Genomic DNA, 13,976 nt, shown 5'->3' on the forward strand with positions numbered 1-13,976 from the left:
CGAGGGTCAGGGGCGGCCGGCGACGAGGTGCAGGCGCACGGGCTGCCCGGGGCGCAGCTGGGCGAGGCGGTCGAGCGAGGCCTCCGTCACGACGAGCGCGACGGGGTACCCTCCGGTCACGGGGTGGTCGGGGCCCAGAACGGTGGGCGCGCCGTCGGGGGAGATCTGGATGCTCCCGCGCAGCATCCCCTCGCTCGCGAGCTCCCCGTGCCGAGCGAGGTCGAGCCGGGGCCCCTCGAGCCGCACGCCCGTGCGGTCGCTGCGGGCCGACGCCTGCCACACGACGCCGAGCAGCAGGTCGCGCGCGCCTGCCGTGAGCCACTCGAGCCGAGGGCCGGGGCGCACGTCGAGCTCGACAAGACCGGTCGTCGGCGGGTCGACCGGCAGGCGGTCGGCGGGCGGCACGAGGTCGTCAGGCTCCGGCCCGATCGGCAGCTCGTCGCCCGCGGCGAGCGGCGCGGGCCCCAGCGCCGCGAGCGTGTCGCGCGATCGCGAGCCGAGCGTCTCCGCCACGGCGAGGCCGCCGCGCACGGCGACGGTGTAGCGCACGCCGTGCGTCGCGGGGCCCAGCGCGAGCTCGCACGGCAGTGACGTGCGCACGGCCGTGTGCGGCTCGAGGCGCTCGCCCTCGAGGGTCACCGGACCCCACGCGCCCGTCACGGCGAGCCAGCAGCCGGCGGGCAGCGCCAGGCGCACCCCGCCGAGCAGGACCTCGAGCGCCGCGGCATGCTCGGGGTTGCCCACGAGTCGGTTCGCGAGGCGGTGGGCGGCGCGGTCGAAGGCGCCCGACCCGCTCACGCCGAGGTGCGCGAGGCCGACGCGACCGAGGTCCTGCACGAGGGCTCGGCCCTCCACGGCGAGCACCCGCACAACCGGATGCGCAGCGGACGAGCTCGCGAGAGCGTCGGGGGAGAGCATCACGGCACCACCCGCGCGAAGCGCACGCGCGTGCCGGGGGTCACGAGGGCGGGGTCGGCGCGGGCCGCATCCCACAGCACGGCGTCGGTCGTGCCGATGAGCTGCCAGCCGCCAGGAGAGCTGCGCGGGTAGATGCCGCAGTACTCGGCCGCAAGGGCGACGGCTCCCGTGGGAACCGTCGTGCGCGAGGTCGATCGTCGTGCCACGGGAGGGAGCGCCGCCGCACCGTCGGCCGGCACGAGGTAGGGGAAGCCCGGGGCGAAGCCGACGAAGGCGCACACCCACTCGGATGCGGAGTGCCGATCGACGACCTCGTCGGGCGAGCACGCCCACGCCTGCGCGACCGTGGCGAGATCCTCGCCGTCGTAGCGCACCGGGATGGTGACCTCGGCGCCCACCGGGAGGGCCGCCTCGGCGCGCGGGGTCGTCGTCAGCCAGTGCTCCAGGTGCCCGAGCCCGAGCACACCAGGGTCGACGCGCACGAGCACGGTGCGGGCGGCGGGGACGAGCTCGAGCACGCCGGGCGGAGCGTCCTGCCACGCCGCGAGCGCGCCGAGCACACCCCCCTGGGTGGCGAACTCGGCGAGCAGCGCACGGTCCCCGCAGGCCAGCAGCCTCATGCGAAGGCGGCGATCGTGACCCCGGCACGCGTCAGCGCCTCGCGCACTGCGTGCGCGAGCTGCACCGCTCCGACGGTGTCGCCGTGCACGCACAGCGAGTCGACGCGCACGCTCACGGTGGAGCCGTCGAGCGCCGTCACCTCGCCGTCGGCGACGATGCGCTCGGCTCGGTCGGCGACCTCCGCCGGGTCGGTGATGACCGCCCCCGGCAGTCCCCTCGGGGCGAGCGTGCCGTCGGCGAGGTAGGCGCGGTCGGCGAAGGCCTCGCGCACGAACCTCACCCCGGCGCGCGAGCAGGCCGTCTCCACGGCGGAGAGCGGCGGACCGAGCACGGGCAGCGCGAGGGTGGCGGCGGCCTCTGCGACGACGTCGGCGACGACCGGGTCGACCGCCATGCGCGTGTAGAGGGCGCCGTGCGGCTTGACGTAGGCGACGCGCGCGCCGATGCTCTCGGCGACGCCGACCAGGGCCCCCACCTGGTACAGGAGTTCCGCGCCCAGCTCCTCGGGCGCGACCTCCATGTCCCGGCGCCCGAACCCGACGCGATCGCGATACGAGGGATGCGCGCCGATCGTCACCCCGTGGGCGAAGGCCGTGCGGCACGCCGCGAGGAGGCCCAGCGGATCCCCGGCGTGGAAACCGCAGGCGAGGTTCGCGCTCGACACGAGCGGCAACATCGCCGCATCGTCGCCCATCGTCCAGGCACCGAAGGATTCGCCGAGGTCGCTGTTGAGGTCGACGTGCGGCATCCCCCGAGCCTACGACTGCGCGGGCGCCCCGTCACGGGTCGATGGTCCCCGACTTGACGAGTGATCGAACGTATGTTCGACTATCGCCAGGAGGTGCGGCATGCGGTGGAGCAGTCAGAAGCCGACCGCGCTCGCCGCCGACGCGTTGCCCGGCTTCGACTCGCCTGACAGCGCACTGGCGCTCAGTGGGCTCGTGCGCACGGTGCGGCCGCCGGAGTTCGCAGGGCTCACGTTTCACGAGGTGCTCGCCAAGTCGGCCCTCAACCGCGTGCCCGGCGGGGGAGGCGGGCTGCCCTTCGGCTGGACGATCAACCCCTACCGCGGCTGCAGCCACGCGTGCGTCTACTGCTTCGCGCGGCCGACCCACGAGTACCTCGACCTCGACGCCGGTCGCGACTTCGACGCCCAGGTGATCGTCAAGCTCAACGTCGCCGAGGTGCTCGCGCGTGAGCTCGCGCGGACCTCCTGGCAGCGCGACCCCGTAGCTCTCGGCACGAACACCGACCCCTACCAGCGTGCCGAGGGCCGCTATGCGCTCATGCCCGGCATCATCGAGGCTCTGGCGTCGAGCGGCACGCCCCTGAGCATCCTCACGAAGGGCACGCTGCTGCGCCGCGACCTGCCGCTCCTGCACCGCGTGGCGCAGAGCGTGCCCGTCGACCTGAGCATGTCGATCGCCATCTACGATCACGAGCTGCAGCAGTCGATCGAGCCGGGGACCCCCTCGACGGATGCTCGGCTCGCGACCATCCGCGCGGCGGTCGATGCGGGCTTCGCCCCGAGCGTGTTCCTCATGCCCCTGCTGCCCGACCTCACCGACACGCGCGCGCACCTCGACGAGGCGTTCGCCCGCATCCGCGAGGCCGGGGCTCGCTCTGCCGTGCACTCCTCGCTGCGGCTGGGCCCTGGCGTGCGCGAGTGGTTCTTCGCCTGGCTCGAGCGCGAGCACCCGGACCGGGTCGAGAGGTACCGCGAGCTCTACCGCGACGGGCCGCACCCGCCGAAGGCCTACCGCGCGTGGCTCGCAGCGCGCGTCGACGAGGTGCGCCGCTCGCACGGCCTGCGCGCGCCCGCGCTCGACACGGCGACGGGCACCGTGCGGTCTGCCGCTCTCGCGGGGTCGCGGCAGCGCGCCGCCGCCGTACGACCCGTAGCACCGCGCACGACAGCCGCGGCACCTGAGCGCCGCGGGGCCGCCACGCTCTTCTGACTCGTGCCCCCTGGATGTGGACTGGCCGTGCGGCTGCGGGCGGGCCATAATGCCTCGGGGGGCTGTGGGCCCTTCTTCTAGCGCGCGGAGAGGGGGAGGCGATGCCGCTCGGGCTACCGAGTCACCTTGCTGCCCGTACGACGAGCACCGCTGTCGCTCGCGCCGGGCACGCGATCGCCGCCGTGAGCCTCGTCTCTGTCGGAATCGTGGGGCTCTCCGTCGAAGTCTCGCTCCCGGAGGTCGCGCTGTGGCCCGCGCTTCTGGCCCTCCTGCCGATGCTCGCCCTCCTCGTCATGCTCGACCGCACACCCTCCCGCTTCATCGCCGTCTGCTACGTCGTCATCGGGGGGCTCGGCGTCTACCTCTCCACCCTCATCATCTCGACCGAGCTCGGCGCGCCGATCGCCTACGACGACTACGTGGTGCAGTTGCTCAAGCTCGCGCTCATGATGGTCGTGGGGGTGACGCCGAAGGCGCGCGACGCGATCGCGTGGACCACCCTCGGTTACCTCGCTGGTGAGCTCGCCACCTTCGCTGCGCGCGCCACCGTCGGAGCAGGATGGCAGTTCGACGGGACACCGTTCGCGATCTATCTCGCCATTGTCGGCACCCTCGCCGTGGTCGGCGCCGAGCGGTTCACGACGCGGGCCTCGCAGTCGGCGCTCTTCCGGGCGGCGAAGGACGAGCAACTGGCCGAAGTGCGTGCCGTCTTCGAGTCGCGCGCCACGGCGCTGCTGCACGACACCGTGCTCAATCAGCTCGCGGTCGTCACGGCGACGCCGGATGCTCGGATCTCGCACGAGGTGCGCGAGTCGATCGCGGCCGACCTGGCGATGATCGTCGGCGAGGAGTGGTTCGCGGTCGATGCGCCCGGCGACGGCACAGCCGGCGCCCAACGAGCCGAACTGCTGCGACGGGCGGTCGCGGAGGCGGGGGGAGAGCTCGAGGTCACCCTCGCGGGCGATCTGGACGCGCTGGAGACTCTGCCTCGGGAGACCGCGGACGAACTCGTGAGGGCGATAGCCCAGTGCATCTCGAATGTTCGACGGCACGCGGTGACGACGCACGCCGAGATCGTGGTCGGCGCCTCTCCGGAGGAACTCTCGGTCATGGTCATCGATGCGGGTGTCGGCTTCGATGTCGCCGGCCGCAGCGGGGGGCGGCTCGGGGTCGGGTCGAGCATCATCGGGCGGCTCGACTCCATCGGGGGCGCCGCGACGGTCTGGTCGCAACCGGGCAAGGGCACGTCAGTCATGCTGCGCGTGCCGACGGGGGCGCCGCGACGATGACGACCCACTCCACGCTCGCGCGCCGAGAACTCGCGCGTTTCCCCTGGGGAATCGCGGCGCGCGGTCTGCGGGCAGGTCGGGCCACGACCGAGCGCATCGACCCCCTCTCGGCCGTCGCAGCGCGGCCGGTCACGGGCGGCATCCTCGCCCTCGCCGTGGCCCTGCCCCTGCTCACGCTGCTCTCGCGCGGTTCCGAGGTGACGTGGCTCGCAGGCTTCGTCCTCGCCACCGTGCTCGTCATCGCGATCGCCGCCATCATCCTCGACCGCACGCGAGCCCACCGATCGGTGTTCTCCGTCACGTGGGGGCTCCTGATCTACCTTGTGCTCGGCGCAGTTCTCGGCCTCGCGGTCGCCTCCACGTACGGGGCCAACCTCCTGCTGCGCGACGACTGGGCGCCGCTCGTGGCAGGACTCGTCCTGCTGTCACTCGCGCCCTATCGACCGGCCCTCGAGCTCGCGACGGCTACAGCCAGCCTCACCGCGGTCTCTGCCATTCTCGCCCTGCTGCAAGCACCCTTCGCCGCGTCACCCGTGCCCCTGGCGACGTTCGCTGTGGCGGGCTCCAGCTCGCTCGCCTGCCTGGGTTTCGCCTCCGCCGCCTACGCCTTCTCCATGAACAGCTCGATCCTCACCTGGCTCGAGCAGGCCTGGCGCTCTGCGGCAGGAACGGCCGTCGAGCAGCGCGGCGGGGTCGCGCGCTCGGTGCAGCAGCAGCGGGTCAGCCTCGTGAATCGCAAGGTCGTGCCGTACCTCACGCGCATCGGCGCGGCGGAAAGGCTCACGCCCGAGGATCGGGAGGAGGCGCGCGAACTCGCGCAGAGCATCCGGGCCCTCCTCGTGGCGGACGTTCAGCGATGCTGGGCGCAGAGCCTCCTCGACGAGCTCTGCTCGCGGGCCCCCGGGGCCGCCGTGCGCGGAACGGCCGACGACCCCGACGACGTGGGCCGCCGACTCACGACGGCGCAGCGCACGCTCCTGCGCGCGATCGGCATGGAAGCGGTCGAGCGCGTCGAAGCGTCGGCGATCGGATTGCGCATCCGCGCGACGGCCACGGGGGTGAGCGTCCGGTGGTCCCTTACGACCCCCACGGGTGGTTCTCGTGCGGTGCGCGTGCTCACGCCCACCCTGCATCTCGTGCGCGGACTCACGCATCGCTCGCGCGTCGACGCCCAGGCCGAGGCGGTGACTCTAGAGTTTGAGTATGGACACTGACGCGAGGCTGGGCCGCCGGGTTCGCCTCGCCATCCTGGACGATCATGAACTTCTTCTCGACAGCCTGTCGAGCTGGATCGAGGGCAACGCCCCCGACTTCGAACTCGTGCTCACCGCACCCACCTGGTTCGAGCTCGTGCAGAGCGACCAATTTCCGACCGACCTCGTCCTCCTCGACTTCCAGCTGCAGGAGCCCGTCTCGATCGAGGCGCGCGTGCGCACCTGCCGGGCAGCCGGAGCCAAGGTCATCGTGCTCACCAGTCTCGACACCGACGAGGCGCGCGAGCGCGCGCTCGCCGCGGGTGCCGCAGCCTTCCTCTCCAAGGCGCTGCCCCTGAGCGAGGTCATGGAGGCCGCGCGCGGCGTCATGGGCATGGAGTCCTCCGGCGAGGCGGTGCGTGACTGGAGGCCGCTGCCGAGAGGAGCCGTGCATCCCGCCCGCCCGAAGCTCAGCATCAGTGAGCGTGAAGCCCTCGTGCTCTACGCGAGCGGGTACAGCGTGAGCGAGGTCGCGGCCAAGATGAACGTGCAGTACGAGACGGCCAAGACCTATGTGCGCCGTGTGCGCGAGAAGTATGCGAAGGCTGGGCGCCCCGCGAGCAGCAAGGCCGAGCTGATCCGCCGGGCGGCGGAGGACGGACACCTGCAGTAATGGCCAAGCTCTACTTCCGCTACGGCGCGATGAACAGCGGCAAGAGCACCGCGCTGCTGCAGGCCGCCTACAACTACGAGGAGCGCGACCAGTCCGTCGTGCTCGCCAAGCCGCGCATCGACACCAAGGGCGACCAGACGATCGTGTCGCGGCTCGGCGTCACGCGCGCCGTCGACTTCACGATCGACGAGACCGACGACGTCTACACGCGCTTCCAAGCGCATCGTGCGTCCCTGCTGCGGGTGCGGCAACGGGATGTCTCGTGCCTCCTCGTCGACGAGGCGCAGTTCCTCACTCCACCGCAGGTCGACGACCTGCTGCGCATCGCGATCCGGGAAGACATCCCCGTCCTCGCGTACGGCATCCGCACCGACTTCCAGACGGTCGCGTTCCCCGGCAGCCGCCGACTGCTCGAGATCGCGCACTCCCTCGAAGAGCTCAAGACCATCTGCCGCTGCGGCCGCAAAGCCGTCTTCAACGCGCGCTCGATCGACGGCGTCTTCGTCTTCGACGGCGACCAGGTCGCCATCGATGGCGTCGACGTCGCCTACGAGAGCCTGTGCGGGGCGTGCTACCTCGACGAGTCGGGAGAGTCGCTGGCCTCCGGGTGGAAGGCCCCGGTGGGGCTGGAACTCGAACCTGACCCGGACTTCAGCTAGTCGCGGGCCGCTCCGCTCCGCCCCCACCGCCCCGCCCCGCGTAGCTCGTCCCGCCCCAGATTTGCCCCCAACGGGGCCGCGCGCAGAGCTCAAGCGCCCATTCGTGCCAGATCTGGCGGGGTGACGAGCCTGGGGGACGACAGAAGCCCCCGAACCCGTAGGTTCGAGGGCTTCTGTCGTTCCCGAGAGAGAACACTGTCGGGGTAACAGGATTTGAACCTGCGACCTCGTCGTCCCGAACGACGCGCGCTACCAAGCTGCGCCATACCCCGATGCGCCCTCAGTGAGGGCGACCCGTCAAGAATAGCCGATGTCGTCGTCGACGAGAGTCACGAGCACCGCCTCGGGCGGGCAGGCGAGGCGCACGGGCGCGAAGATCGAGGTGCCGAGACCCGCCGAGACGTTCAGGTAGGCCGCTGACAGGGCGTGGTGCCACACGTGCAGCCCCCTCGCGTACTCGCGGGGAAGGTCGCAATTGGTGACGAGCGCGCCGACGCCCGGCACGCACACCTGCCCGCCATGCGTATGCCCCGCGAAGATGACATCGGCGCCCTGCGTCGTGAAGGAGTCGAGCACGCGCTGGTAGGGGGCGTGCGTGACACCGATCGTCACGGCGGGGTCGTCGGTCGGGTCCTCGTCGAGCTCGCGCAGAGCATCCATGAGGGCCGGCAGCACATCGAGGCGATCCCATCCGCGGTGGGCGTCGTTGGTGCCGAGCAGTTCGAGGCGGGAGCGCTTGAGGAAGAGCTGGGTGACGTCGTTGTTGAGGTTCAACCACCCCAGACGGTCGAGGAAGAAGCTCTCGAGCGCGTCGACGTCCAGCCGCGTCGCCTCCTCGGCGCGGTGCTGAGAGGGGCCGATGAGGTACCGCAACGGGTTCTTGGGGCCGGGCGCGAAGTAGTCGTTGGAACCGTGCACGAACACGCCGGGGACTCCCGCGAAGGGTTCGAGCGCGCGACGCAGGGCCGGCAGCGCTTCGAGGTGACCCAGGCTGTCGCCGGTCATGACGACGAGATCGGGCTCGAGTTGCGCAAGGTTCCGCACCCACTCGATCTTGTCGCGCTGCCAGGGGGCGAGGTGCAGGTCGCTCAGGTGCAGGATCCGAATCGGCTCGGCGCCGGGGGAGAGAACGGGCACGGTCTCCCGTCGCACTCGGAAGGCGCGGCGCTCGACGACCGTCGCGTACACGGCGACGGCCGCCGCGATCCCGAGGGATGCGGCGGCCGTTCCGCGAACGAGAGCGCTCACGAACAGTCGAGTCGCGAGACCGTCAACGTGATCGACTTCTCATACTTGACCTTCGAGCCTCCACTCGGATTCTGCCCCGTGACGATGCCGTCCATGAGCGGATCGCCGCCTTCTTCCACCGGCGGGATCTCGGAGCAGGACTCGGAGACGTTCGTGAACCCGGCGTCGCCGAGAATGTCGCGAGCCTCTTCGAAGGTGTAGCCGTCGGACGAGACGTCGGGCAGCTCGATGAGGTTGCCGCGACTCGTCTCCACCCGCACGATCACCCCTCGCGCGAGCAGGGTGCCCGGTTCGATCGACATGCTGGCCACGCGGCCCTCTTCGAGATCGGAGTCGACCTGGCCGGAGACCTCGAAGCCGAAGCCGAGCCCCTCGAGCAGGGAACGGGCGTCCTCCTCGGTCTCGCCGCGCACGTCAGGCAGTTCGACGCCCGAACCGATGAGGAGTCGACCCGGGGGATCCGGGAAGCCGCCTCCGCCGTACTGGCCGTTCACGGCAGTCATGAGGGGCTTGAAGATGAGGTGCCGGAGGCTGCCGCCGCTCGGGTAGTTGCGGATAGGGAAATCGCCCTTGATGTTGCCGACCCACACAGCCGTCGCAACCTCGCGCGTGGAGCCGACGACCCACGTCTGCTTCGATCGGTCGGTGGTTCCCGTCTTTCCGATGATCGGCACACCATCGCGAGGGTTGGAGGCGACACCGGTTCCCCCGCTCATCACGCCCTGCATGGCGTAGGCGGCAGCGGCGGCGATCTCGGGGTCGAGACCCTGGCGGCAGTCCGGCGCCTGACCGGGAAGCTCCTCACCGTTGCGGGTCACGAAGCGGTCGACCGCGATGGGCTCGCAGTAGCGGCCGTCGTTCGCGATCGCAGCGAACGCCGCCGCCATCGTCATGGGCGCGATGTTGTTCGTGCCCAGGACCGACGAGGGGTTCGTCTCCAGGGGAGCCCCGTCGGCGCGGTGCACTCCGATGCTCTCCGCCGTCTGTCGGATGCCGCACAGGTCGAGCTGCTGGGCGATCGCGACGAAGGCGGTGTTCACCGAATCGGTGGTGGCGCGGTAGGCGCTCATCGCCGGTGCCGCCGGCGCGTCGTTCTTCGGTGTCCACGGCCCGCCCCAGCCGCCCACGCACGAGTCGGTGAAGGAGGCCTGGTTGAAGGTGCGCACCGTCGAGTCCACGTACTCGTTGAGCCCGTGGCCCTGCTTGAGCCACTCGAGGAGAGCGAAGACCTTGTAGGTCGATCCGGTCTGGAATCCGCCTGAGCCGCCGTAGGGCTGGTCGGTGTTGAAGTTGACGGCAGTCGTGCCCAGGCCGCCGCCCTCGAGGGTGTTGTCGAAGGTCTTGTTCTGCGCCATCGTGATGATGCGGCCGGAGCCCGTCTCCACCGACACGGCGGTGCCACCGAGCTCGAGCGCGGTCTCCTTGCGCGGCACGTAGTTCCACACCTCGTCCTGCGCCACCTTCTGCAGCGAGAGGTTGAGCGTCGTGTAGACGTCGAGACCGCCCAGGCGCCACGCATTGCGCCGTTCCTCCACGGTGGAACCGAGCGACTCGAAGTTGTCGACGTTCTCGACGACGAAGTCGCAGAAGAACTTGGCGTATCGATGGCCCGCCATGCAGCCGTTCGAGGGAGGGCTCGGGTTCACGAACTCCTCGTCGACCGGCTGGTCGATCGCCTCGCGGTGCTCGGCGGCCGTGATGAAGCCCTCATCGAGCATCGCATCGAGGATGAAGTCTCGGCGGGCCTGGTTTGCTGGGTAGTTCTCCGGGCTCTTGAGCGAGCGCGCGCCGGGCTGCTGAACGATCGCGATGAGGCTCGCGGCCTGGGCGATGGTCACATCGGCGGCGGTAACCCCGAAGTACTCCTGTGCGGCCGCCTCGATGCCGTAGGTGTTGCCGCCGAAGCCGGCGATGTTCAGGTAGGCCAGCAGGATCTCGTTCTTGGTGTACTGCTTCTCGAGCCCGATCGCGAGCTTGGCCTCCTTGAGCTTGCGCTCGAGGCTCGTCTCCTGCGCCGCGCGGATGGCCTCGAGCTGATCCTCCTCCGACTCGAGCTGCAGGGCCTCGTTGATGAAGAGGTTCTTGACGAGCTGCATCGTGAGCGTCGAGGCGCCCGACTCGATGTCGCCCGAGGCGACGTTGCCGACCGCGGCACGCACGATCGACTGCACGTCGACGCCATTGTGGTCGTAGAAGCGGCGGTCCTCACCGGCGAGCACGGCATCCTTGATGTACTGCGAGACGTCGTCCCAGCCGGCCTCCTCGCGGTTCTGGTAGTACACCGTCGCGATTTCGGTGTAGCCGTCATCGGGGTTGGCCGTCTTCTGAGCCCACAGCGTGTTGCGCTGGGACTGCTCGTCGATGCGGATGTACTCGGGCAGACCCTCGAAGATGCCGATGGTGTTGGAGGCGGCCATTCCGGTGACCGCGAGCGCCGGGGTGACCATGACGGTCACGAGAACTCCGGCGAGTGCGCTGAGGCCGAGCATGCCGGCGAGTGCGCCGATGATGCCGGAGGCCTTCTGATTCTGGGCAGACATATGCTTGAGGGTACGGCAACTTGCCCCCCTTAACCCTGAACGGAGACCGAGATGACGCAATGGGAGTACCTCACGACTCCGCTCATGATCCACACCACCCAGGCGATCCTCAACAACTGGGGCGCGGAGGGCTGGGAACTCGTGCAGATCGTGCCGGGCCCGGAGGGCGGGCTTGTCGCGTACTTCAAGCGTCCCCTCGAAGGCGGCGCCGCATGAGCGGCATCGACGCGCGCCTGGCCGAGCTCGGCATCAGCATCCCGCAGCTGGCGAAGCCCGTCGCCGCCTACGTGCCGGCCGTCGTGACCGGCCACCTCGTGCACACGGCGGGGCAGCTGCCCTTCGTCGACGGCGCCCTGCCCGCGACCGGCAAGGTGGGCGCCGAGGTGAGTGCCGAGGATGCTGCGGGCTACGCCCGCACGTGCGTGCTCAACGCGCTCGCCGCGGCGCAGAGCGTCATCGGCTCTCTCGACCGCGTCACTCGTATCGTGAAGGTCACGGGCTTCGTCGCGTCGGCTCCAGACTTCACAGGCCAGCCGACCGTGCTCAACGGCGCCTCCGAGGTGCTGGGCGAGATCTTCGGCGAGGCGGGCCACCACGCGCGCAGCGCCGTCGGCGTCGCCGTGCTGCCCCTGGATGCTCCGGTCGAGGTCGAGCTCATCCTCGAGTTCGCCTGACCCGGCCGGGCCTCTCTCCGCTACTTCATGGTGTCGGAGATGATGCGGATGACGCTCGTGTCGGTGAGCGTCGTCGTGTCACCCACCTCGCGGCCTTCCGCGACGTCCTGCAGCAGGCGGCGCATGATCTTGCCCGAACGAGTCTTGGGCAGCTCCTCCACGACGAACACCTGACGGGGCCGGGCGATCGCGCCGATCTGCTCGGCGACGTGCGCCCGCAGGAGGTCGCTCGCCTCCTGCGGCGTGACGGTGTTCGCGAGACGACCCTTGAGGATCACGAAGGCGACGACCGCCTGACCGGTCGTGTCGTCGTGCGCGCCGACGACCGCGGCCTCGGCCGTGAGCTCGTGCGACACGAGCGCCGACTCGATCTCCATCGTCGAGAGGCGGTGGCCCGAGATGTTCATGACGTCGTCGACGCGGCCGAGCAGCCACACGTCGCCGTCCTCATCGAGGTGCGCGCCGTCGCCCGCGAAGTAGGTGTTCGCGAACTTCGACCAGTAGGTGTCCTTGTAGCGCTGCTCGTCACCCCAGATGCCACGCAGCATGCTCGGCCACGGCTCGGTGAGCACGAGGAGCCCTCCGGCCTCCTTGCCGACGTGCACGCCCTCCTCGTCGAGCACATCCACCGAGATTCCCGGCAGGGGAACCTGGGCGGCGCCCGGTTTGGTCGTCGTGATGCCGGGCAGCGCGCTGATCATGATCGCGCCCGTCTCGGTCTGCCACCACGTGTCGACGATGGGCGCGGTGCCGCCGCCGATGATCTCGCGGAACCAGACCCATGCCTCGGGGTTGATGGGCTCACCGACCGATCCGAGCAGGCGCAGGCTCGACAGGTCGAACTTCTGCGGTATCTCGCGACCGAGCTTCATGAACGAGCGGATCGCCGTCGGCGCGGTGTAGAAGATGCTCACCTTGTACTTCTCGATGAGCTCCCACCACCGGCCGGGGTGGGGAGTGTCGGGCGTGCCCTCGTAGAGCAGCTGTGTTGCGCCGTTCGCGAGCGGGCCGTAGACCACGTAGCTGTGGCCCGTGATCCAGCCGACGTCGGCCGTGCACCAGTAGACGTCGCTCTCGGGCTTGAGGTCGAACACGTTCTTGTGCGTGAACGCGACCTGCGTGAGGTAGCCGCCTGAGGTGTGCAGGATGCCCTTGGGCTTGCCGGTCGTTCCCGAGGTGTAGAGGATGAACAGCGGGTTCTCGGCTTCGAAGCCGCGTGCCTCGTGCTCGTCGCTCATGGGCGCGATCTCGTCGTGCCACCACAGGTCGCGCCCCGCTGTCCAGTCGATCTCGTTCTCGCCGCGCCGCACGACGAGCACCTTCTCGACCGTCGTCTCGCCGGCGGCGAGGGCCGCGTCGACGGCGGGCTTGAGCGGCAGCACCTTGCCCTTGCGGTACGCGCCGTCGGCGGTGATGACGAGCTTGGCGCCTGCATCGTCGATGCGGGCGCGCAGGCTCTCGGCCGCGAAGCCGCCGAACACGACCGAGTGCACGGCGCCCAGCCGCGCGACGGCGAGCATCGCGATGACGGCCTCCGGAATGACGGGCAGGTAGATCGCGACGCGATCGCCCTGACTGACGCCGAGGCTCGCGAGCAGATTGGCGGCGCGCTTGACCTCGACGGTCAGCTCGGCGTAGGTGAGGCTGCGCGTGTCGCCGGGCTCGCCCTCCCAGTGGATCGCGACGCGGTCGCCGTGGCCCGCGAGCACGTGCCGGTCGAGGCAGTTGTAGGCGACGTTGAGCTCGCCGTCGCCGAACCAGCGGGCGACGGGAGCGTTCGACCAGTCGAGCGTCTCCGTGAAGGGGCGGTGCCAGTGCACGAGGTCGCGCGCCTGCTCGGCCCAGAAGGCGAGGCGGTCGTCGGTCGCGCGCTCGTAGAGCTCGGGGCGGGCGACCGCGCTCGCGGCGAAGCCGGGGTCGGGGGCGAAGCGGCGCTTCTCGTGCAGAAGGCTGTCGATCGAGGTGCTGGACATCATCATCCTTGAGTGTCGAGTGTCTGCGGGCTGGCCTGGTCTGCCGCACCGGTGAGGAACACCGGCCATCATACGAGGATGCTCGTGGTGCGCGAGAGCACCCGTCACGACGCGACTCGGGCGGCGTTTTCGTACCCCGTCGGGGTACAATTCTGTGTGTCCGCCGTTTGGAGGACACATAAGTGCCCCGAAAGACTTGACCGGCCCATGCGCTGGCATACACTGAGATT

13 protein-coding genes and 1 tRNA gene are annotated in these 13,976 nt (G+C 70.2%); 7 read left to right on the forward strand and 7 right to left on the reverse strand.

The window, feature by feature from the left end:
- Window positions 1–6: 6 nt before the first annotated feature.
- The 3 genes from HUJ41_RS01560 to HUJ41_RS01570 are packed head-to-tail and all read right to left on the reverse strand — an operon-like array spanning window position 7 to window position 2,287.
- On the reverse strand, window positions 7–918 hold the full coding sequence (locus HUJ41_RS01560; RefSeq protein WP_179873819.1) for a 5-oxoprolinase subunit C family protein: 912 nt from the start codon (window positions 916–918) through the stop codon (window positions 7–9).
- A complete protein-coding gene (locus HUJ41_RS01565; protein ID WP_179873054.1) occupies window positions 918–1,538 on the reverse strand; it encodes a 5-oxoprolinase subunit B family protein in 621 nt (206 codons plus the stop codon). The genes HUJ41_RS01560 and HUJ41_RS01565 overlap by 1 nt, the downstream gene beginning before the upstream one ends.
- The gene (locus HUJ41_RS01570) at window positions 1,535–2,287 is read right to left on the reverse strand and encodes a LamB/YcsF family protein (protein WP_179873055.1); all 753 of its coding nucleotides are present in this window, start codon (window positions 2,285–2,287) and stop codon (window positions 1,535–1,537) included. Before HUJ41_RS01570 ends, HUJ41_RS01565 begins: the two co-directional genes overlap by 4 nt.
- 100 nt (window positions 2,288–2,387) lie before the next feature.
- Between HUJ41_RS01570 and HUJ41_RS01575 the strand changes: the two genes are divergently transcribed.
- The 5 genes from HUJ41_RS01575 (at window position 2,388) to HUJ41_RS01595 (ending at window position 7,311) form a co-directional block, all read left to right on the forward strand.
- Window positions 2,388–3,497 (forward strand): Rv2578c family radical SAM protein, encoded by a 1,110-nt coding sequence (locus HUJ41_RS01575; RefSeq protein WP_179873056.1) that lies wholly within the window; start codon window positions 2,388–2,390, stop codon window positions 3,495–3,497.
- A gap of 101 nt (window positions 3,498–3,598) precedes the next feature.
- Window positions 3,599–4,786: a sensor histidine kinase gene (locus HUJ41_RS01580; RefSeq protein WP_179873057.1), complete on the forward strand. Its 1,188-nt coding sequence runs from the start codon at window positions 3,599–3,601 to the stop codon at window positions 4,784–4,786.
- Complete coding sequence (locus tag HUJ41_RS01585; RefSeq protein ID WP_179873058.1) at window positions 4,783–6,000, forward strand: hypothetical protein; 1,218 nt, start codon at window positions 4,783–4,785, stop codon at window positions 5,998–6,000. Before HUJ41_RS01580 ends, HUJ41_RS01585 begins: the two co-directional genes overlap by 4 nt.
- Window positions 5,990–6,652 (forward strand): response regulator transcription factor, encoded by a 663-nt coding sequence (locus HUJ41_RS01590; protein ID WP_179873059.1) that lies wholly within the window; start codon window positions 5,990–5,992, stop codon window positions 6,650–6,652. The genes HUJ41_RS01585 and HUJ41_RS01590 overlap by 11 nt, the downstream gene beginning before the upstream one ends.
- A complete protein-coding gene (locus HUJ41_RS01595; RefSeq protein WP_179873060.1) occupies window positions 6,652–7,311 on the forward strand; it encodes a thymidine kinase in 660 nt (219 codons plus the stop codon). The genes HUJ41_RS01590 and HUJ41_RS01595 overlap by 1 nt, the downstream gene beginning before the upstream one ends.
- A 198-nt stretch (window positions 7,312–7,509) precedes the next feature.
- Here HUJ41_RS01595 and HUJ41_RS01600 read toward each other — a convergent pair.
- From HUJ41_RS01600 to HUJ41_RS01610, 3 genes are all read right to left on the reverse strand, one after another.
- A tRNA-Pro gene (locus HUJ41_RS01600) sits at window positions 7,510–7,583 on the reverse strand.
- Window positions 7,584–7,608: 25 nt separating this feature from the next.
- The gene (locus tag HUJ41_RS01605) at window positions 7,609–8,559 is read right to left on the reverse strand and encodes a metallophosphoesterase (RefSeq protein ID WP_246299282.1); all 951 of its coding nucleotides are present in this window, start codon (window positions 8,557–8,559) and stop codon (window positions 7,609–7,611) included.
- Window positions 8,556–11,099: a transglycosylase domain-containing protein gene (locus tag HUJ41_RS01610; protein WP_179873061.1), complete on the reverse strand. Its 2,544-nt coding sequence runs from the start codon at window positions 11,097–11,099 to the stop codon at window positions 8,556–8,558. Before HUJ41_RS01610 ends, HUJ41_RS01605 begins: the two co-directional genes overlap by 4 nt.
- A gap of 51 nt (window positions 11,100–11,150) precedes the next feature.
- Here HUJ41_RS01610 and sp36 point away from each other — a divergent pair, with 51 nt between their 5' ends.
- Complete coding sequence (gene sp36 / locus HUJ41_RS01615; protein WP_179873062.1) at window positions 11,151–11,315, forward strand: Sp36 family protein; 165 nt, start codon at window positions 11,151–11,153, stop codon at window positions 11,313–11,315.
- On the forward strand, window positions 11,312–11,773 hold the full coding sequence (locus HUJ41_RS01620; protein ID WP_179873063.1) for a RidA family protein: 462 nt from the start codon (window positions 11,312–11,314) through the stop codon (window positions 11,771–11,773). Before sp36 ends, HUJ41_RS01620 begins: the two co-directional genes overlap by 4 nt.
- Window positions 11,774–11,793: 20 nt before the next feature.
- On the opposite strand, the gene acs is transcribed toward HUJ41_RS01620, so the two are convergent.
- Window positions 11,794–13,746 carry an acetate--CoA ligase gene (gene acs, locus HUJ41_RS01625; protein ID WP_179873064.1) on the reverse strand — a complete coding sequence of 651 codons (1,953 nt, stop codon included), beginning with the start codon at window positions 13,744–13,746 and terminating at the stop codon, window positions 11,794–11,796.
- Window positions 13,747–13,976: the final 230 nt, after the last annotated feature.

The sequence above is a fragment of the Microcella indica genome, from assembly GCF_013414345.1.
Classification (GTDB): Bacteria; Actinomycetota; Actinomycetes; order Actinomycetales; family Microbacteriaceae; genus Microcella; species Microcella indica.